The organism is Xylophilus sp. ASV27 (assembly GCF_016428875.1).
GTDB lineage: Bacteria > Pseudomonadota > Gammaproteobacteria > Burkholderiales > Burkholderiaceae_C > Xylophilus.
The window spans coordinates 104,276-121,972 of record NZ_JAELTO010000001.1 but is presented as its reverse complement, the minus strand read 5'-3'; the positions used below and the strand labels follow the sequence as shown (position 1 = coordinate 121,972).

Genomic DNA, 17,697 nt, shown 5'->3' with positions numbered 1-17,697 from the left:
CCCCCCCCCCCCCCCCCCCCCCCCCCCCCCCCCCCCCCCCCCCCCCCCCCCCTTTTTTAGATGTGTATAAGAGACAGGTGCCAGCCAGTGCGGTCTGCATGGCTCGCCCCGCCCCTCAGACGATGCGCGAGAAGCGCGCCCGGTTGCGGTCGGCCTGCAGGTAGCGGTCGAACACCATGGCGATGGCGCGCACGAAGAACCAGCCCAGCGGCGTGACCTCGAGCTGGCGCTCGCTCAGCTCCACCAAGCCCTGCGCCCGCAGCGGCGCGAGCGCTTCGAGTTCACTGGAGAAACTCTGTCTGAAGTCGACCAGGTGGGCCGCGCCGATGGTCTCGAAATCGACCTGACCCTGGCACATGATGGCCATGATCACCGCGCGCCGCAGCACGTCGTCGCGCGTGAGCGCCAGGCCGCGCACCACCGGCAGCCGGCCCTGGTCGAGCAGGTCGTAGTACTCCTCGAGCGTCTTGGCGTTCTGGCTGTAGGTGGCGCCGACGCGCCCGATCGCCGATACGCCCAATGCCACCAGGTCGCAGTCCGGCTGCGTGCTGTAGCCCTGGAAGTTGCGGTGCAGCCGGCCCTGCCGCCGGGCCACCGCCAGCGCGTCGCCGGGCAGCGCGAAGTGGTCCATGCCGATGTAGACGTAGCCGGCGGCGGTGAGCGCGGCGATCGAGCGCGACAGCATCTCGACCTTGGCCGCGGCGTCGGGCAGCGTCTCGGTCGCGATGCGGCGCTGGGCCTTGAAACGCTCGGGCAGGTGGGCGTAGGCGTAGAGCGCGATGCGGTCGGGCCGCAGCGCGCACACCTGCTCCAGCGTGCGGTCGAACGATGCGGCGCTCTGGCGCGGCAGGCCGTAGATCAGGTCGACGTTGACCGAGTCGAAGCCGAGCCCGCGCGCACTTGCCATCAGATCGAATACCTGCGCCGCGGGCTGGACCCGGTGCACCGCCTTCTGCACGTCCGGGTCGAAGTCCTGCACGCCGAAGCTCAGCCGGTTGAAGCCGAGCCCGGCCAGCGTCACCAGGCGCTCGCGGTCGACGGTGCGCGGGTCGATCTCGATGGAGTGCTCGCCGTCGGGCGACAGCGCGAAAGACTCTCGCAGCATGGACATGAGCGCGCGCAGGCCGTCATCGTCAAGAAAGGTCGGCGTGCCGCCGCCCAGGTGGAGCTGGCGCACGACGGCGCCGCGTCCGAGCCGGGCGACCTGCAGCGAGACCTCGCGCGTCAGGTAGCCGAGGTATTCGTCCGCCCGGCTCTTGTGCCGGGTCACGATCTTGTTGCAGGCGCAGTAGTAGCAGAGCGAATCGCAGAACGGTATGTGCACGTACAGCGAGAGCGCCCGAGCGCTCGCGCCCGCGCCGCTGCGCTGCTCGAGCGCCTGCGCATAGTCGTCTGCCGTGAAGGCGTCGACGAAGCGGTCCGCCGTGGGATAGGAGGTGTAGCGCGGCCCGGTGCAGTCGAATCGCCGCAGCACGGACGGCGCGGGCACCGGGCTGGGCGGCGTGGGGGCTGGAGCGGTGGCGGGGAGCATTGCGGGCGACGGCAGGGGCTTTGGTGCGCCACTATGCCGCTGTCGCGGCCGGCATCACTTGACGCTTGTCAAGCATCCGAGCCACGGCGCAACGGACAATCCGCGCATGGCTCCGACTGCATCAATGAAACCCGAAAACATCAAGGTCGCCTGCTCCAACTGCAATCTGCGCGAACTCTGCATGCCGGTGGGCCTGGGCCCGGGGGAACTGCAGCGCATCGACGACCTGGTCGCCACGCGCCGCAAGGTCCGGCGGCGCGAGATGCTGTTTCGCGACGGCGAGCCCTTCACCTCGCTCTACGCGATCCGCACCGGCGTGTTCAAGACCCGCGTGGCCAGCGAGGACGGGCGCGACCAGGTCACCGGCTTCCAGATGGCCGGCGAGATCATCGGGCTCGACGGTATCGTGAACGACCAGCACACCTGCGACGCCGTGGCGCTGGAAGACTCCGAGGTCTGCGTGATGCCCTTCCACCGCATCGAGGAGCTTTCGCGCGAGGTGACGGCCCTTCAGCGCCACGTGCACCAGATCATGAGCCGCGAGATCGTGCGCGAGCACGGGGTGATGCTGCTGCTGGGCAGCATGCGGGCGGAGGAGCGGCTGGCCGCCTTCCTGCTGAACCTGGTGCAGCGGCTGCATGCGCGCGGTTTCTCCCGCTCGGAACTGGTGCTGCGCATGACGCGCGAGGAGATCGGCAGCTACCTCGGGCTCAAGCTGGAGACGGTGAGCCGCACGTTGTCGAAGTTCGCGGCCGACGGCATCGTCGAGGTCGAGCAGCGCAACGTGCGCATCGTCGGCCCCGAAGCGCTGCGGCGCATCGTCAACTCTCCGGGCGGTTGATCTCCGAAGCCGGGCGTGCCAGCATCAGCGTGAGAGCGCCGGCGCCCATGCCCAGCAGCCAGAAGACGAAGAAGCCGATGGTGTAGATGGCCTGGCGCGACGCGCCAAGCGCCTGGCCGTGCCAGTTCAGGTCGCCCGGGTCGACCAGCGCGAACACCAGGGCCTCGAGCGCGCAGGCCAGCAGGAACGCCGGCCACAGAATCCACATCCAGCGCCGCGCCTGCATGGCGTCAGCGCCTCGGGGCCGGCACGTCGGAGCCCGGCGTCGCCGCATGGTTGCGCCCGGCCAGCGCCGGCATCAGCTTCTTGTCGGCCAGCGTGCGGTTGATCTCCACGCCCTTGCGGTAGTAGTCCTGGTCCACCACCGGATCGGGCGTACCCAGCGCCAGCCACAGCGTGACGAAGCTCGCGATCACCACAATGCCTGGGCCCCCGATCACCATCCACACCAGCGGAAAGCGGTACCACGGCGGGCAGGGGCTGCTCGCATCATCCTTTTCGGTCATCATGGCCTCCTTGATTGGTTGACGTTGACTCATCGCGGCACCAGGAACATGGCCTGCTCGGACACGCCGCCGCCCTCTCCGCCTTCGGCGCGGACGTCGAAATTCACCTTGTGCGAGCCGCTCGGCGCCGCGCCATAGGGCAGTTGCAGCCGTACCGCCACCCAGCGCGACTGTGCCGGCGCCACCTCGACCACCGGGTCGGACGCCACGTGCAGCCCGTCCAGGCCGCTGGCCTCGATCCGGTAGCGCTGCACCTGCTCGGTGGCGTTCATGATCTGCAGGCGGTAGACGTTCTCGAGCTGGCCGCCTTCGGCGATGCGGGCGAGCGACGCGCGATCGCGCACCACGTCGACCTTCAGCGGCGTGCGCACCACCAGGCTGATGAGCATGCCGGCGCAGAGGGCCAGCAGCACGCCGGTGTAGATCAGCACCCGCGGCCGCAGCACGCGGCGCAGCACCTGCCGCGCCGTCCAGCGCCCGGCCATGCCGTTCTGCGTGGCGTAGCGGACCAGGCCGCGCGGCCTGGCCATCTTGTCCATCACGATGTTGCACGCGTCAACGCACAGGCCGCAGCCTATGCACTCGTACTGCAGCCCCTGGCGGATGTCGATGCCGGTCGGGCACACCTGCACGCACAGCTTGCAGTCGATGCAGTCGCCTCGCGCCGCCGCGCCGGCCGCCATCGCCTTCGTCGGCACGCCGCGCGGCTCTCCACGTGCGGTGTCGTAGCTCACGATCAGCGTGTCGCGATCGAACATGGCGCTCTGGAAGCGCGCATAGGGGCACATGTACTTGCATACCTGCTCGCGCATGAAGCCGGCGTTGCCATAGGTCGCGAAGCCGTAGAACAGGACCCAGAACACCTCCCAGGAGCCCATGCGGGTCTGCAGGAACTCCATGCCCAGCTCGCGGATCGGCGAGAAGTAGCCGACGAAGGTGAAGCCGGTCCACAGCCCGATGCCGATCCAGACCACATGCTTGAACCACTTCTTGACCAGCTTCTCGGCCGACAGGCCTTCGCGATCTAGCCGCATGCGCGCGTTGCGGCTGCCCTCGATCTTCTCCTCGACCCACATGAAAATCTCGGTGTAGACCGTCTGCGGGCAGGCATAGCCGCACCACATGCGGCCCGCCACCGCGGTGAACAGGAACAGCAGCAGCGCCGAGATCACCAGCAGCCCGGTGAGGTAGATCAGGTCCTGCGGATAGAGCACCAGCCCGAACAGGAAGAAGCGTCGCGCGCCGAGGTCGAACAGCACGGCCTGCCGCTGGCCCCATTCCAGCCAGGGCAGGCCATAGAACACGAGCTGCGTGGCGAACACCAGCGCCCAGCGCCAGCGCGCGAAGGTGCCGCTGACGCTGCGCGGATAGATCTTCTGGTGTGCCGCATAGAGGCCGACGCTCTCCTCTGCCACCGCGATCGGGATCACGGTGCGCGAGGATGGCGCCGGTCTGGACAAGGAGTCGCTCATGTCGATCCGGGCGGCCTCACTGCGCCTGCGCCACGCCAGCGGCAGGCTTGTTCGACAGACCCCAGACGTAGGCGGTCAGCACGTGGATCTGCGCATCGGTCAGCCGGCCCTGCTGCGCCGGCATCTGGTTGACCTTGCCGCCGTTGATCATGGCGATGATCGCATCCTGCCCATAGCCGTGCAGCCAGATCTTGTCGGTCAGGTTGGGCGCGCCGATCGCGGTGTTGCCGGTGCCGCCGATGCCGTGGCAGGCGGCGCAGACCGTGAACTTGCTCTTGCCCAGACCGGCACGCAGCGAGTCGTGCGGACTGCCCGACAGGCTCAGCACGTAGTTGGCGACGTTCTTCACGTCTTCGGCCGAGCCGACGGCTTCGGCCATCGGCGGCATGGTGCCGATGCGGCCGTGCAGGATGGTCTGCTCGATGTCCGCGGGCGTGCCGCCGTGCAGCCAGTCGCCGTCGGTCAGGTTCGGAAAGCCCTTGCCGCCGCGCGCGTCCGAGCCGTGGCATTGGGCGCAGTTGTTGAGGAACAGGCGCTCGCCGATGGCCATGGCCGCCCGGTCGCCGGCCAGCCCTTCGACCGGCTGCGCAGCGTACGCGGCGTAGACCGGGCCCAATTGGGCATTGGCCTTCTCGATCTCTGCCGCGTACTCGCCCTGGGTGGTCCAACCCAGCGTGCCGCTGTAGCGGCCCAGGCCCGGGAACAGCACCAGGTAGCCGATGCCGAAGGCGATGGTGAGCACGAACAGCCCCATCCACCAGCGCGGCAGCGGATTGTTCATCTCGCGCAGATCCCCGTCCCAGACGTGGCCGGTGGTGTTGTCGGCGCTGGCCGGGCCGCGGAAGCGTGCGGTCCACCAGAGCAGCAGCGCGCAGGCCAGGATGCCGCCGAGCGAGATGGCGGCCACGAAATAAGGCCAGAAGTCGTTGATGAAATCGCTCATGACGGATCCTCTTCGAAGGGGAGCTGCGCCGCCTCTTCAAAGCCCTTGGCGTTGCGGCGCGAATAGGCCCAGACCAGGATGCCGATGAAGGTGGCGAACGACGCCAGCGTGGCGACGATGCGCAAGGTGGTGATGGTGTCCATCGCTGCGTTCCTTACTTGAGTGCCAGGCCGAGCGATTGCAGGTAGGCGACCAGCGCGTCCATCTCGGTCTTGCCCTTGACCTCGGCCGGCGCCGCGGCGATCTGCTCGTCCGTGTAGGGCACGCCGACGCGGCGCAGCGCGGTCATGTGGGCGGCCGACTGGGCGCCGTCGAGCGGCGCCTTGTCGAGCCAGGGGTAGGCCGGCATGTTCGACTCGGGCACCACGTCGCGCGGGTTGTTCAGGTGGATGCGGTGCCATTCGTCGCTGTACTTGCCGCCGACCCGTTGCAGATCCGGCCCGGTGCGCTTGCTGCCCCACTGGAACGGGTGGTCGTAGACGAACTCGCCAGCGACCGAGTAGTGGCCGTAGCGCAGCGTCTCGGCGCGGAACGGACGGATCATCTGCGAGTGGCAGTTGTAGCAGCCCTCGCGCACGTAGATGTCGCGGCCGGCGAGCTGCAGCGGCGTCAGCGGCTGCACACCGGCGACCGCTTCGGTGGTCGACTTCTGGAAGAACAGCGGCACGATCTCGACCAGCCCGCCGACCGCGATCACCAGCAGGATGAGCACGATCATCAGGAAGTTGTTGGTCTCGATCTTCTGGTGCGAGAAGCCGGCCTCGGGGGTATTCGAACTCATGGCGTGTCCTCAGGCGTGGGCAATGGCGGGCTGCGGGATCGGCGAGGGCTTGGAGAAGCCGGAGACCACCGTCATCCAGACGTTCCAGGCCATCACCAGCATGCCGCCCAGGTACAGCGCGCCGCCGAGCATGCGCACCACGTAGTAGGGATAGGTGGCCTTCACGCTCTCGACGAAGGTGTAGGTCAGCGTGCCGTCGTCGTTGATCGCGCGCCACATCAGGCCCTGCATGACGCCGGCGATCCACATCGCGGCGATGTAGAGCACGATGCCGATGGTGGACATCCAGAAGTGCAGCTCGATCGCCTTCACGCTGAACATCTGGGTGCGGCCGTACAGGCGCGGGATCAGGTAGTAGAGCGAACCCATCGAGATCAGGCCGACCCAGCCGAGCGCGCCCGAGTGCACGTGGCCGATGGTCCAGTCGGTATAGTGCGAGAGCGCGTTGACGGTCTTGATCGACATCATCGGGCCCTCGAAGGTCGACATGCCGTAGAACGACAGCGAGACGATCAAAAAGCGCAGGATCGGGTCGGTGCGCAGCTTGTGCCAGGCGCCCGACAGCGTCATCACGCCGTTGATCATGCCGCCCCAGCTCGGCGCCAGCAGGATCAGCGAGAACACCATGCCGATCGACTGGGTCCAGTCGGGCAGCGCCGTGTAGTGCAGGTGGTGCGGGCCGGCCCACATGTAGGTGAAGATCAGCGCCCAGAAGTGCACGATGGACAGCCGGTACGAGTAGATCGGGCGGCCGGCCTGCTTGGGCACGTAGTAGTACATCATCCCGAGGAAGCCGGCGGTCAGGAAGAAGCCGACCGCGTTGTGGCCGTACCACCACTGCACCATCGCGTCCTGCACGCCGGCGTAGGCCGAGTAGCTCTTCATCCAGCCGGCCGGAATGGCCGCGCTGTTGACGAGGTGCAGCAGCGCCACGGCGATGATGAAGGCGCCGTAGAACCAGTTGGCGACGTAGATGTGGCGCACCTTGCGCACGCCGATCGTGCCGAAGAAGACGATCGCATAGGCCACCCAGACCAGGGTGATCAGGATGTCGATCGGCCACTCGAGCTCGGCGTACTCCTTGCCGCTGGTGTAGCCCAGCGGCAGGCTGATCGCCGCGGCCACGATGACCGCCTGCCAGCCCCAGAAGACGAAGGACGCCAGGGCCGGCGCGAACAGCCGGACCTGGCAGGTGCGCTGCACCACGTGGAAGCTGGTCGCCATGAGCGCGCAGCCGCCGAAGGCGAAGATCACCGCGTTGGTGTGCAGCGGCCTCAACCGGCCGTAGCTGAGCCAGGGAATGCCGAAGTTGAGGCTGGGCCAGGCGAGCTGTGAGGCGATGATCACCCCGACCAGCATCCCGACCACGCCCCAGACCACCGACATGAGGGCGAATTGCCGCACCACCGTGTCGCTGTAGACCGGGGTGGGTTGATTCGAAGCATGCATCGTGGAGCCTTCTCTATTGAAACTGGCTTCGAGTGTCCCGGCGCAGCGCGCGCACCGGGTTGATGCAAGTCAATCGTTGTGCAGAATGCGCTCGGCCTCGCCTTCGACGTGGTCGAATTGCCCACGCTCCACCGCCCACCAGAGGCCGGCGAGGATCACCAGCACCAGCACCACCGAGAACGGAATCAGCAGGAACAGGATGTCCATCAGGCGGGCGCCCCCGGCCTGCCGCCCGGCGCCTGCCCGGCCAGCCGCGCGGCGTTGAGCACCACCGCGAGCGAACTGGCAGCCATGCCCAGCCCGGCGAGCCAGGGCGGCAGCCAGCCGGCGATCGCCAACGGCACGCACAGCGCGTTGTAGCCGGCGGCCCACGCCAGGTTCTGCCGCACCACGCGCAGGGTACGGCGCGCCTGCGCGATGGCGCCGGGCACGGCATCGAGCGCATCGCCGAGCACCACGAAATCGGCATTGGCCTGCGCCAGCGGCACCGCGCGCCCGAAGGCGAAGGAGGCGTTGGCCTGGGCCAGTACCGGCCCGTCGTTGAGGCCGTCGCCCACCATCGCGACCGTGCGGCCCTGGGCCTGCAGTTCCGCGAGCCGGCGCAGCTTGTCCTCGGGCGTGCAGTCGCCCAGCACGTGCTCGATGCCGGCGCGCCGCGCCACCTCGCGCGCCGCGGCATCGCCGTCTCCCGACAGCAGCCACACGGCCTGCCCCTGCACGCCCAGGGCCGACACGGCCGCGGCGGCGTCCTCGCGCAGATCCTCGGCCAGCACGAAGCTCGCCACCCAGCCCTGCTCGTCGGCCAGATGCACCTGCGCCGCCTCCACCGCCAGCTGCGGCACGCCGCAGAATGCCGCCGACCCCAGGCGCAGGCCGTGTGCCGCCCATCCGCCATCGCGGCGCACGCGGCCTTCGAGGCCCTGCCCCGCGTGTTCGGTGAGCTGCTCCACGGTCCAGTCCGGCGGCACGCGGTGCTGGTCCTCCCACGCCCGCACCAGCGCGCGCGACGCCGGATGCAGCGACTGCGCCGCGAGCGCGGCGGCGAGTTCGACGGCATCGCCCGGCCGCAGGCCCTGGCGGCAATGGACCCGTTCGAGCCGCGGCGTGTCGCGCGTGAGCGTGCCGGTCTTGTCGAATACCACGGTATCGACCGCGGCAAGCGCCTCCAGCGCCTGCAGGTTGCGCACCAGCACGCCGCCGCGCGCCAGGCGGCCCGCGCTCGCGAGCATCGCCGCCGGCGTGGCCAGCGAGAGCGCGCAGGGGCAGGTCACGATCAGCACCGCCACCGCGACCATCAGGGCCCTGCCCGAATCGACATGCCACCAGTAGGCAGCAGCGCCCGCGGCCGCCGCCAGCACCGCCAGCAGGAATGGACGGGCCGCGCGGTCGGCCAGTTGCGCCAGGCGCGGCTTCTGCAGCGAAGCGCTCTCCATCAGGGCGACGATCTGGGCGAAGCGGGTGTCCGCGCCAAGCGCCTCGACGCGTACCTCGACCGCCGCGCCGACGTTGTGGCTGCCCGCCAGCACGCGCGCGCCGCACGGGCGCGCGACCGGGCGAGACTCGCCGGTGATCAGCGCCTCGTCGGCCGCAGTGTCGCCGGCGACCACGCGCCCGTCGGCCGGAAACGCCTCGCCGGGCAGCACGCGCACCACGTCGTGCAGCGCCAGCCGCCGCACCGCGATGCGCTCGAACGTGCCGCCGGCCTTGCGCCGCAGCACGCTGTCGGGCAGCCGGTTCATGAGGGCGTCGAGGGCGCCGGCCGTGCGCTCGCGCAGCCGCGACTCGAGCCAGCGGCCGGTCAGCAGGAAGAACACGAACATCGTGAGCGAATCGAAGTACACCTCGTGGCCGAACGGCCCCTGGGGGTCGAAGGTGGCCGCGCTACTGACGACGAAGGTGATGGCCATGCCCAAGGCCACCGGCAGATCCATGCCGATGCGGCGCTGCCGCAGATCGCGCCAGGCGCTGCGGAAGAACGGCCCGCACGAGAACAGCACCACCGGCAGCGTCAGCACCCAGGAGGCCCAGCGCAGCAACTGCGCTGCATCGTCGCTCATGTCGCCGGGCTGGGCGATGTAGGCCGGGTAGGCGTACATCATGACCTGCATCATGCACAGGCCCGCCACCAGCCAGCGCCACAGCGCCAGCCGCGACTCGCGCGCACGGCGTGCGCCGGCCAGGATGTGGCCGGCCGGCACCAGCCGGTAGCCGGCGTCCGCGCTGGCCTCGAACCAGCGCGAAGGCTTGACGGCCGCGGCCGACCAGACGACACGCGCGCGCCGGCTGGCCGCGTTGACCTCGGCCGAGACCACGCCCGGCACCCGCATCAGAGCGGCTTCTACCGTGAACGCGCAGGCCGCGCAGTGCATGCCCTCGACCACGACCTGCGACTCCCAGCGCCCCGCCGCACCGTCCGGCGAAAGCGCACGGCTGAACGCCGGCCACTCGGCCGGATCATCCAGCACCGACCAGACCGGCTGCGGCGCGGCCGGCAGGGGGTGGGCGGTGGAGAGCGCGGCTTGCATGCCCTCAAGGCTAACCAGCGCCGCTCAGGCCGGCTTGACCTGGATCAAGGCCGACCGCTTCAGAAGCGATAGCCGATGCCCACGCCGAACAGCCAGGGGTCGATCTTCACGGTCGAGAGCTTCTGCCCCCCCAACTTGACGTCGGAGCTGATCTGCACCTTCTTGATGTCGAAGTTCAGGAACACGTTCTTGGCCAGCGCGATGTCCACCCCCGCGCCGACGGCAAAGCCGAAGCTGTTGTGGTCCAGGCCCAGTTGCCCCACGGTGGGCACCGCCAGCTTGACCGAGCTGATGCGCGTGTAGTTGACGCCGGCGCCCACGTAGGGGCGGAAGGTTGCCTCGGGCATGAAGTGGTACTGCAGCATCAGCGTGGGCGGCAGGTGCTTGAAGGTGCCGATGTCCACCGGACCGCCCAGCGCGCTCTGACGCACCGTCACGTTCTGCTTCTGCGGCACGGTCAGCACCAGTTCGGCGGCGATGTTGGGCGTGAAGAAGTAGGTGACGTCAAGCTCGGGAATGGTCTTGTCGTTGACCGTGATCGCATCGCCCGGCACGCTCAGCGCCGCGATGGGGTCGGACTTGTTGGCGGTGTCCAGGCGCACGGCGCGGGCGCGGACCAGCCAGTTGCCCTGTGCCTCCTGTGCCGCCGCGGGCAGGATGGACATGACGCCGAGGGAGGTGCCGACGATGGCGCGCGCAAGGATGCTTCTCATGGTGTTCTCTCTTCAGTGAGGGCCGGTCGACGTGACCGGCGACTGAAGCCAGTGTCGGCAAAGCGACGCGATGCGTCCTTGATCCAGATCACGGGTCCGCGGCGGCAGGCCATCACAATAGCCTCGCAAGCGCGCAACGTTGCGCGCACCCCATTTTTTCTGGAGACCCTCACCCATGCTCAGATATCGTCTCGCCGCACTCGCCGTGCTGGCCTTCGCCTCTGCTCCCGTCTTCGCCGCCGACTGCGCCGTCGAGATCGACGGCAACGACGCCATGCAGTTCAACAAGTCCGTGATCGAGGTCAGCAAGAGCTGCAAGGAGTTCACGGTCAAGCTCAAGCACAGCGGCAAGATGCCCAAGCAGGCCATGGGCCACAACTGGGTGCTGAGCAAGACGGCCGACGTCCAGGCGGTCATCACCGACGGCATCGCCGCCGGCGCCGCGCAGAACTACGTCAAGCCCGGCGATGCCCGCGTGCTGGCCCACACCAAGCTGGTGGGCGGCGGCGAGAGCGACAGCGTCACCTTCTCCACGGCCAAGCTCGCGGCCGATGGCAGTTATACCTACTTCTGCTCGTTCCCCGGCCATGCCGCGCTCATGAAGGGCACGCTCAAGCTGGTCAAGTAGGCCGCCGGGTCGGTCAGCTTCCCAGCAGGTCGCACAGCGCCGCGAGGTCCGCCACCTCCGCCTGCGGCCGCCGCGGATGTTCCCAGGCCAGCCCATTGCGGTTGAGCCAGGCGGCCTGCACGCCGGCCTCCAGCGCGCCGAGCACGTCCAGGGCGGCGTCGTCGCCCACGTGCAGCATGGCCTCGCGCGGCACGCCGGCGGCGTCGGCGGCGACCTGGAAGATGCGCGCATCCGGCTTGGCGAAGCCGCATTCGCGCGCCCCGACCTTGGCATGGAAGTGCTGGCCGATGCCCACGGCGTGCACGTCGGCGTTGCCGTTGGACAGCGCCACCAGCGGCCAGCGCGCGGCCAGGCGCGCCAGGGCGCCGGGCGTGTCCTCGTAGAAGTCCACACGCTGGCGCTCGGCGAAGAAGACCTCGAAGGCCGCTTCGGCCAGCGCCGGGTCGTCGCCGGCCTGTTGCAGCGCGTGGCGGATGGACTCGCGCCGCAGCGCGCTCAGGTCGTGCCGCAGGTGGGGCAGCGCCTGCTCCATGCGGGCGCGGACCGCGCGCAGCGCCGCCGGGTCGGCAAACCGGGCCGCCGTGGCCGGCGCATGCCGGCCCAGCCAGCGGTGCAGCACCTGCTCGGCACGGCCGATGGCGGGCCAGACCGGCCACAGCGTATCGTCCAAGTCCAGGCTGATTGCGCGAACTTTCGATACATCTAGGGTGGAATGCGAGGGCATGGCTGGTCGAAAATAGCGGACATTCCCATTTTGCCGCCCACGCGCCGCGTTTCGCGCTGCCCCAGGACTCCTCTTGCCCCCCTTCGCCCCCGAACCCCCTTTCACCCACGGCCAGACGCCCCGCATCGGCGTGCTGCTGTGCAATCTCGGCACCCCGGACACGCCCACGCCGGCCGACGTGCGCCGCTACCTGGAGCAGTTCCTGTCGGACCAGCGCGTGGTCGAGATCCCGCCGCTGCTGTGGAAGCCGATCCTGTACGGCTTCATCCTGCGCTCGCGCCCCGCCCAGTCCGCGGCCAAGTACAGGAGCGTGTGGACGCCCGAGGGCTCGCCGCTGAAGGTCTGGACCGAGAAGCAGGCACTGATGCTGCGCGGCTGGCTCGGCGAGGCCGGCCACCAGGTGCTGGTGCGCTACGCCATGCGCTACGGCAGCCCGTCCATCCCGGAGCAGCTCGACGCCTTCAAGGCCGAGGGCGCAACCCGCATCCTGGTGCTGCCGGCCTACCCGCAGTACTCGGGCACCACCACGGCCAGCGTGATCGACGCGGTGAACGCCTGGAGCGCGCGCCAGCGCCACCTGCCGGAGCTGCGCTTCGTCAACCGCTACCACGACGACCCCGGCTACATCGCCGCCCTGGCCGCGCGCGTGGAAACCCACTGGCGCGCCGAGGGCCGCGGCGAGGTGCTGCTGATGAGCTTCCACGGCGTGCCGGAACGCACCTTGAAGCTGGGCGACCCCTACCACTGCGAGGCGCTGAAGACCGCGCGCCTGCTGGCCTCGGAACTGGGCCTGCACCAACACGAGGTGAAGGTCACCTTCCAGTCGCGCTTCGGCAAGGCCAAGTGGCTGGAGCCCTACACCGAGCCCACGCTGGTGCAACTGGCGCAGTCGGGCGTCAAGCGGGTCGACGTGGTCTGCCCCGGCTTCACCAGCGACTGCCTGGAGACGCTGGAGGAGATCAACATGGAGGCCCGCCACGCCTTCATGAATGCGGGCGGCGAGCAGTTCCACTACATCCCCTGCCTGAACGACAGCCACCCCTGGATTGCCGCGCTCAGCGGCATCGCCCAGCAGCACATGGCCGGCTGGCCGACGCGGCGGGTGCCCGATGCGCGCGCGCTGGAGGCCTCGGCAGCGCGCGCGCGGGAACGGGGCGCGGCGGCATGAGCCGCGCAGCCCGCAGTCCTGACGGCTAGCCGACCAGCGAGTCCAGGTTGCCCTCCCCCAGGCCGCAACGTAGCGCCGACTCCGGCAGCAGACTCGCGCACGGCGCGTTCTGGATCATGTCGCGGCGGGTGACGGTCGTCGCCGCCGGCGTCGACGTCGTCTTGCTGGTGCTGTTCCTGTTCTTCGGCTCGCCGCTGCTGGCCTGGGTCAACGTCGCGAGCATCGCCCTCTACGGCGGTGCCTACTGGCTGCTGCTCAAGCGCATCAACACGCCTGCGCTGCTGCTGATCTGGCTCGAGGTGCTGGGGCACGCGGCCATCGGCACCCTGCTGGTCGGCTGGGACAGCGGCTTTCACTACTACCTGCTGATGTTCATTCCGGCCATCGTGGTCAGCGGCTCGCGGCGCGGCTCGCTCCTGCTGTTGCTGCTGCTCTACCTCTACTACCTGGGCCTGCATGCCGTGTCCCAGATGACCGGCGCGCTGGCGCCGCTCAGCAGCGCCGGGCTGCTGACGGTGCACAGCTTCAACGTGGCCATCGTGTTCGCCATGGCGGCCTACACGGCGCGCTTCTACTACCTCACGGTGCGCCGCGCGGAGCGCAAGCTGATGGAGATGGCCACCACCGACCCGCTCACCGGCCTGTCCAATCGGCGCAACCTGCTGGCGCAGGCCGGGCCGGCGATCGCGCAGGCGCATCGCATGGGAATACCCAGTTCGCTGGTGATCGCGGACATCGACCACTTCAAGCAGGTCAACGACCACTACGGCCACGAGGCCGGTGACCACGTGCTCGCGCAGGTCGGCGCGCTGTTCGCGGCGCTGTGCCGCGAACAGGACATCCTGGCGCGCTGGGGCGGCGAGGAATTCCTGTTCGTGCTGCCAGCCACCGACGAGGCCGCGGCCGTCCTGCTGGCCGAGCGCATGCGCAAGGCGGTGCTCGCCAACACGATCCGCTACGGCGACACGGTCGTCGCCTGCACGGCGTCGTTCGGCGTTGCCCAACTGGCGGCGGAAGAAGCACTGAGGGAGGCCATCGCCCGCGCCGACCGCGGCCTCTACCGCAGCAAGGAACTGGGGCGCAACCGGGTGTCGACAGGGCACTGAGCCAGGCGCCGGCGCATTTTTGCTGCAAATAAAATAGCATCAAGCCCTGCTGCGACCTTCATTTCAATACTTTTCTGATGTGGAAGCATGATTCCGCCAGGGCATAAAGCTACATATTCAGTAGCATGAAATCAGGCGTTGACCGCCCGCGAGTCGCCTAGCGCCCTTCCAGAAAGGCATCGACCATGGCGTACTGCGCCGGCACGTTGAGTGCCGGCGCGTGGCCGCAGCCCGGTACTTCCACCACCTGCAGCAGACCGAGCGCGCCGGGGCCGCGGCGGCGCATGGCCTCGGTGGTGTCCGGCAGCACCAGGTCCGACGCTTCGCCGCGCAGGCACAGCACGGGGATGCGCAGCCGCTCGTAGTGCTCCCAGATGCGGTAGTCGTCCACGTGATCGGTGAACTGGCGCACCATCTGCGGGTCGTAGTGCGGGGTCACGCGGCCGTCGGGCAGGCGGCGGGTGCTGGTTTCGGTCAGCAGGCGCCACTGGGCATCGCTGAGCCAGCCGTAGGGCCGGTAGACCTGCCGGAAGAAGGCTTCCAGCTCGCTCACGCGGTCGAAGGCCGGCGGCGCGCCGGCGTAGGCCTTGATGCGGTCCAGCGCCGGCTGGGCCAGTTCGGGCGCGTTGTCGTTGAGCAGCAGGCTCACGATGCGCCCGGCCAGCGCGGGTTCGAAGATGCCGCCCGCGCAGACCGTGCCGATGGCCCCGCCCATGGACGTGCCGATCCAGTGGGCGCGCTCGATGCGCAGCGCGTCGAAGAATTCGGCGGCGATGCGGGCGTAGAAGCGCAGGCGGTATTCGTCGCGCGGCGCCTGGCTCCACTGACTCAGGCCGCGGCCCAGCATGTCGGGGCAGACCACGCGATAGCCACGGCCCGCCAGGTGCGCGGCCAGCGCATCCATGTCGCGCCCGGTGCGGGCCAATCCATGCCAGGCCACGACGACGGGCATGCGCGGCGCGGCCGCGGGCTGCCAATCCATGTAGTGGATTTCATAGCCGGCACAGGTGGCGTAGCCGGAGCGCGCTTGCACGGTGTGTAGAGGCAACGAAGGCATGGCTCAGCCCGGTCGCCTGGAAAGGGTTCGCAGGCGCCCGACCACGCCCGTGGGGAAGTAATAGACCGACAGCACGAACAGCAAGCCCAGCCACAGCAGCCAGCGGTCCGGCGACAGCAGCGCGGCCAGCCAGGGCAGCGCGCTCGCGGCCTCGCTGCCCAGGCGCAGCAGATCCTGCAGGTAGCTCTGCGCCACCACGAACAGCACCGAGCCCACCACCGCGCCGTAGATCGTGCCCATGCCGCCGATGACCACGATCAGCAGCACGTCGAGCATGATCTCGAACGAGAGCGAGGTCTCCGGCCCGTTGTAGCGCAGCCAGAGCGCCAGCATGGCGCCGGCCACGCAGGCGAACAGCGCCGACAGCACGCTGGCGATGGTGCGGTAGACCACCACGCGGTAGCCGATGGCCTCGGCGCGGAACTCGTTCTCGCGGATCGCCTGCAGCACGCGGCCGAAGGGCGAGTTGACGATGCGCAGCAGCGCCAGCACCAGCGCCACCGCCAGCACGAACAGCAGGTAGTAGCACAGCAGCCGGCCGTCGAGCGACACGCCCAGGAACGGCTCCTCGGCGAACTCGAACGCGGGCGACAGCACGGCCGGCACCTTGAAGCTCAGGCCGTCCTCGCCGCCGGTCAGGTCCGACAGTTGCGAGGCCAGCGTCTGGAAGGCCGAGGCCACGGCCAGCGTGATCATGGCGAAGAAGATGGCGCGCACCCGCAGCGAGAACAGCCCCACCGCCAGTGCCAGCGCCAGCGACAGCGCGAGCGCGCCGCCCAGGCCCACGGCCAGCGCGCCCCAGGTCGCGCCCAGGCGCGTGGTGGCAATGGCGATGCCGTAGGCGCCGATGCCGAAGAACATGGTGTGCGCGAAGCTCACGATGCCGGTGTAGCCCAGCAGCAGGTCGAAGCCCGCCACCAGCACCACGAACACCAGCACCTTGGCCGCCACGTTCAGCGCCTTGACGCCGGGGAAGAGGAAGGGCGCGAAGGCCAGCCCGATCAGCAGCGCGAGCAGCACCACGGCCAGCACGCGGCTGCGCGGCATGTCACCGGAGAGAAGTCGGTTCAGCATGCTTTTTCCTCGGCGCCCGGAAGGCGCGCCCGTAGGTTTTCTTTCGAGAACACCGCGGGGCCGGCTTTGCCGGACCGCCGGTGGTGCCCCCTGCCAGGGGGTGTGCGGAGACACACGGTGCGGAGCATGGGGTGTGCCTCGGCCTATGGGTTGGTGACCGGATAGACGCCCTGCGGCCGCCACAACAGCACGGCCACCATCAGCGCGATGTTGGAGAACAGCGCCACCTTGGGCACCAGGAAGCCGGTGTAGTTGGCCATCAGGCCCACCAGCAGCGCACCGATCAGCGCGCCGCCGGTGGAGCCCAGGCCGCCGATGATGATGACGATGAAGATCAGCACGTTGACCTGCGCGCCCATCTGCGGCACCACGTTCTGCTGGTACAGGCCCCACATCACGCCGCCCAGGCCGGCCAGCGCGCTGCCGGCCACGAACACGCCGACGAACAGGCGCCGGATGCGGTAGCCGAGCGACTCGACCATCTCTCGGTCCTGCACGCCGGCGCGGATGAGCAGGCCGACCTTGGTGCGCCCCAGCGTCCAGGCCAGCAGGCCGAACACCAGCAGCCCCACCGCCACCGCGATGAGGCGGTACTTCTCCACCGCCGCGTCGCCGATCAGCAGCGCGCCGCGCATGGCCGCGGGCAGCGGCAGCGGGATCTGCTGCGGGCCCCAGATGACCTTGATCAGCTCCTCGCCGATGATCATGCCGCCCATGGTGATCAGGATCTGCTTCAGGTGCTGGCCATAGACCGGCCGCACGATGAAGCGTTCGAAGGCCAGGCCTAGGGCGCCGGCCACCAGCATGGCCACCACCATGGCCGGCAGCACCGCCACCAGGTTGCGCCAGAGCTGGTCGGAGCCGGTCCAGTCGGCCATGCTGCCGAGCACGCTGGTCGCCACGAAGGCGCCCAGCGCGATGAAGACGCCGTGGCCGAAGTTGAGCACGTCCATCAGCCCGAACACCAGCGTCAGGCCCGAGGCGATGATGAAGACGATCATGCCCATGGCCAGCCCCGCCACCGTGAGCGTGAGCCAGGTCGAGGGCGAGCCCACCAGCGGCAGCGCCAGCAGCGCCAGCACCGGCACCAGGGCCAGCGGCTTCCAGTCGAAGTCGAGGGTCCTCATGCGTTGACTACTCCTTTATTGATAGCTAAAAGCCCAGTATTTACCTGGGCTA

Annotated in this window: 19 protein-coding genes; 4 read left to right on the top strand and 15 right to left on the bottom strand. The window is 69.1% G+C overall.

Annotated elements, in window-relative coordinates; translation table 11 throughout:
* Positions 1-115: 115 nt before the first annotated feature.
* Positions 116-1,531 carry an oxygen-independent coproporphyrinogen III oxidase gene (gene hemN / locus JHD63_RS00580; RefSeq protein WP_198968711.1) on the bottom strand — a complete coding sequence of 472 codons (1,416 nt, stop codon included), beginning with the start codon at positions 1,529-1,531 and terminating at the stop codon, positions 116-118.
* A 124-nt stretch (positions 1,532-1,655) separates the two neighbouring features.
* Here hemN and JHD63_RS00575 point away from each other — a divergent pair, with 124 nt between their 5' ends.
* Complete coding sequence (locus tag JHD63_RS00575) at positions 1,656-2,372, top strand: helix-turn-helix domain-containing protein (protein WP_198968710.1); 717 nt, start codon at positions 1,656-1,658, stop codon at positions 2,370-2,372.
* Here JHD63_RS00575 and JHD63_RS00570 read toward each other — a convergent pair.
* The 10 genes from JHD63_RS00570 to JHD63_RS00525 all read right to left on the bottom strand — a co-directional run bounded on the left by JHD63_RS00570 (position 2,353) and on the right by JHD63_RS00525 (position 10,761).
* Positions 2,353-2,598: a hypothetical protein gene (locus tag JHD63_RS00570; RefSeq protein WP_198968709.1), complete on the bottom strand. Its 246-nt coding sequence runs from the start codon at positions 2,596-2,598 to the stop codon at positions 2,353-2,355. The two genes, JHD63_RS00575 and JHD63_RS00570, sit on opposite strands and share 20 nt — an antisense overlap.
* A 4-nt stretch (positions 2,599-2,602) precedes the next feature.
* Positions 2,603-2,878 carry a FixH family protein gene (locus JHD63_RS00565; RefSeq protein WP_233167450.1) on the bottom strand — a complete coding sequence of 92 codons (276 nt, stop codon included), beginning with the start codon at positions 2,876-2,878 and terminating at the stop codon, positions 2,603-2,605.
* A 29-nt stretch (positions 2,879-2,907) separates the two neighbouring features.
* A complete protein-coding gene (gene ccoG, locus JHD63_RS00560) occupies positions 2,908-4,350 on the bottom strand; it encodes a cytochrome c oxidase accessory protein CcoG (protein WP_198968708.1) in 1,443 nt (480 codons plus the stop codon).
* Positions 4,351-4,366: 16 nt separating this feature from the next.
* Positions 4,367-5,293, bottom strand: coding sequence for a cytochrome-c oxidase, cbb3-type subunit III (ccoP, locus tag JHD63_RS00555; protein WP_198968707.1), 927 nt, complete (start codon positions 5,291-5,293; stop codon positions 4,367-4,369).
* The gene (locus JHD63_RS00550) at positions 5,290-5,436 is read right to left on the bottom strand and encodes a cbb3-type cytochrome oxidase subunit 3 (RefSeq protein WP_198968706.1); all 147 of its coding nucleotides are present in this window, start codon (positions 5,434-5,436) and stop codon (positions 5,290-5,292) included. The genes ccoP and JHD63_RS00550 overlap by 4 nt, the downstream gene beginning before the upstream one ends.
* A gap of 11 nt (positions 5,437-5,447) precedes the next feature.
* Positions 5,448-6,074 carry a cytochrome-c oxidase, cbb3-type subunit II gene (ccoO, locus tag JHD63_RS00545; RefSeq protein ID WP_198968705.1) on the bottom strand — a complete coding sequence of 209 codons (627 nt, stop codon included), beginning with the start codon at positions 6,072-6,074 and terminating at the stop codon, positions 5,448-5,450.
* A gap of 9 nt (positions 6,075-6,083) precedes the next feature.
* Positions 6,084-7,523 carry a cytochrome-c oxidase, cbb3-type subunit I gene (gene ccoN / locus JHD63_RS00540; RefSeq protein ID WP_198968704.1) on the bottom strand — a complete coding sequence of 480 codons (1,440 nt, stop codon included), beginning with the start codon at positions 7,521-7,523 and terminating at the stop codon, positions 6,084-6,086.
* 69 nt (positions 7,524-7,592) lie between these two features.
* Positions 7,593-7,730 carry a cbb3-type cytochrome oxidase assembly protein CcoS gene (gene ccoS, locus JHD63_RS00535; RefSeq protein ID WP_198968703.1) on the bottom strand — a complete coding sequence of 46 codons (138 nt, stop codon included), beginning with the start codon at positions 7,728-7,730 and terminating at the stop codon, positions 7,593-7,595.
* On the bottom strand, positions 7,730-10,048 hold the full coding sequence (locus tag JHD63_RS00530) for a heavy metal translocating P-type ATPase (protein ID WP_198968702.1): 2,319 nt from the start codon (positions 10,046-10,048) through the stop codon (positions 7,730-7,732). The genes ccoS and JHD63_RS00530 overlap by 1 nt, the downstream gene beginning before the upstream one ends.
* Positions 10,049-10,107: 59 nt before the next feature.
* The gene (locus JHD63_RS00525; RefSeq protein ID WP_198968701.1) at positions 10,108-10,761 is read right to left on the bottom strand and encodes an OmpW/AlkL family protein; all 654 of its coding nucleotides are present in this window, start codon (positions 10,759-10,761) and stop codon (positions 10,108-10,110) included.
* A 175-nt stretch (positions 10,762-10,936) separates the two neighbouring features.
* Between JHD63_RS00525 and azu the strand changes: the two genes are divergently transcribed.
* Positions 10,937-11,389: an azurin gene (gene azu, locus JHD63_RS00520; RefSeq protein ID WP_198968700.1), complete on the top strand. Its 453-nt coding sequence runs from the start codon at positions 10,937-10,939 to the stop codon at positions 11,387-11,389.
* A gap of 13 nt (positions 11,390-11,402) precedes the next feature.
* Here the strand turns inward: azu and JHD63_RS00515 are convergent, their stop codons facing one another.
* A complete protein-coding gene (locus JHD63_RS00515) occupies positions 11,403-12,113 on the bottom strand; it encodes an HAD family hydrolase (RefSeq protein WP_198968699.1) in 711 nt (236 codons plus the stop codon).
* A gap of 73 nt (positions 12,114-12,186) precedes the next feature.
* Here JHD63_RS00515 and hemH point away from each other — a divergent pair, with 73 nt between their 5' ends.
* Positions 12,187-13,281, top strand: coding sequence for a ferrochelatase (gene hemH / locus JHD63_RS00510; protein ID WP_198968698.1), 1,095 nt, complete (start codon positions 12,187-12,189; stop codon positions 13,279-13,281).
* A 47-nt stretch (positions 13,282-13,328) separates the two neighbouring features.
* On the top strand, positions 13,329-14,387 hold the full coding sequence (locus tag JHD63_RS00505) for a GGDEF domain-containing protein (protein WP_233167448.1): 1,059 nt from the start codon (positions 13,329-13,331) through the stop codon (positions 14,385-14,387).
* A gap of 157 nt (positions 14,388-14,544) precedes the next feature.
* Here the strand turns inward: JHD63_RS00505 and JHD63_RS00500 are convergent, their stop codons facing one another.
* From JHD63_RS00500 to JHD63_RS00490, 3 genes are all read right to left on the bottom strand, one after another.
* Positions 14,545-15,444 (bottom strand): alpha/beta fold hydrolase, encoded by a 900-nt coding sequence (locus tag JHD63_RS00500; RefSeq protein ID WP_198968697.1) that lies wholly within the window; start codon positions 15,442-15,444, stop codon positions 14,545-14,547.
* A gap of 3 nt (positions 15,445-15,447) precedes the next feature.
* A complete protein-coding gene (locus JHD63_RS00495) occupies positions 15,448-16,518 on the bottom strand; it encodes a branched-chain amino acid ABC transporter permease (protein ID WP_198968696.1) in 1,071 nt (356 codons plus the stop codon).
* Positions 16,519-16,661: 143 nt separating this feature from the next.
* The gene (locus JHD63_RS00490; RefSeq protein ID WP_198968695.1) at positions 16,662-17,645 is read right to left on the bottom strand and encodes a branched-chain amino acid ABC transporter permease; all 984 of its coding nucleotides are present in this window, start codon (positions 17,643-17,645) and stop codon (positions 16,662-16,664) included.
* Positions 17,646-17,697 lie beyond the last annotated feature (52 nt).

Excerpts from the sequence above, each read along its gene's own strand:
- hemN (WP_198968711.1), bottom strand. The coding sequence starts at position 1,531 with ATGCTCCCCGCCACCGCTCCAGCCCCCACGCCGCCCAGCCCGGTGCCC.
- JHD63_RS00575 (WP_198968710.1), top strand. The coding sequence starts at position 1,656 with ATGAAACCCGAAAACATCAAGGTCGCCTGCTCCAACTGCAATCTGCGC.
- JHD63_RS00570 (WP_198968709.1), bottom strand. The coding sequence starts at position 2,598 with ATGCAGGCGCGGCGCTGGATGTGGATTCTGTGGCCGGCGTTCCTGCTG.
- JHD63_RS00565 (WP_233167450.1), bottom strand. The coding sequence starts at position 2,878 with ATGACCGAAAAGGATGATGCGAGCAGCCCCTGCCCGCCGTGGTACCGC.
- ccoG (WP_198968708.1), bottom strand. The coding sequence starts at position 4,350 with ATGAGCGACTCCTTGTCCAGACCGGCGCCATCCTCGCGCACCGTGATC.
- ccoP (WP_198968707.1), bottom strand. The coding sequence starts at position 5,293 with ATGAGCGATTTCATCAACGACTTCTGGCCTTATTTCGTGGCCGCCATC.
- JHD63_RS00550 (WP_198968706.1), bottom strand. The coding sequence starts at position 5,436 with ATGGACACCATCACCACCTTGCGCATCGTCGCCACGCTGGCGTCGTTC.
- ccoO (WP_198968705.1), bottom strand. The coding sequence starts at position 6,074 with ATGAGTTCGAATACCCCCGAGGCCGGCTTCTCGCACCAGAAGATCGAG.
- ccoN (WP_198968704.1), bottom strand. The coding sequence starts at position 7,523 with ATGCATGCTTCGAATCAACCCACCCCGGTCTACAGCGACACGGTGGTG.
- ccoS (WP_198968703.1), bottom strand. The coding sequence starts at position 7,730 with ATGGACATCCTGTTCCTGCTGATTCCGTTCTCGGTGGTGCTGGTGCTG.
- JHD63_RS00530 (WP_198968702.1), bottom strand. The coding sequence starts at position 10,048 with ATGCAAGCCGCGCTCTCCACCGCCCACCCCCTGCCGGCCGCGCCGCAG.
- JHD63_RS00525 (WP_198968701.1), bottom strand. The coding sequence starts at position 10,761 with ATGAGAAGCATCCTTGCGCGCGCCATCGTCGGCACCTCCCTCGGCGTC.
- azu (WP_198968700.1), top strand. The coding sequence starts at position 10,937 with ATGCTCAGATATCGTCTCGCCGCACTCGCCGTGCTGGCCTTCGCCTCT.
- JHD63_RS00515 (WP_198968699.1), bottom strand. The coding sequence starts at position 12,113 with ATGCCCTCGCATTCCACCCTAGATGTATCGAAAGTTCGCGCAATCAGC.
- JHD63_RS00500 (WP_198968697.1), bottom strand. The coding sequence starts at position 15,444 with ATGCCTTCGTTGCCTCTACACACCGTGCAAGCGCGCTCCGGCTACGCC.
- JHD63_RS00495 (WP_198968696.1), bottom strand. The coding sequence starts at position 16,518 with ATGCTGAACCGACTTCTCTCCGGTGACATGCCGCGCAGCCGCGTGCTG.
- JHD63_RS00490 (WP_198968695.1), bottom strand. The coding sequence starts at position 17,645 with ATGAGGACCCTCGACTTCGACTGGAAGCCGCTGGCCCTGGTGCCGGTG.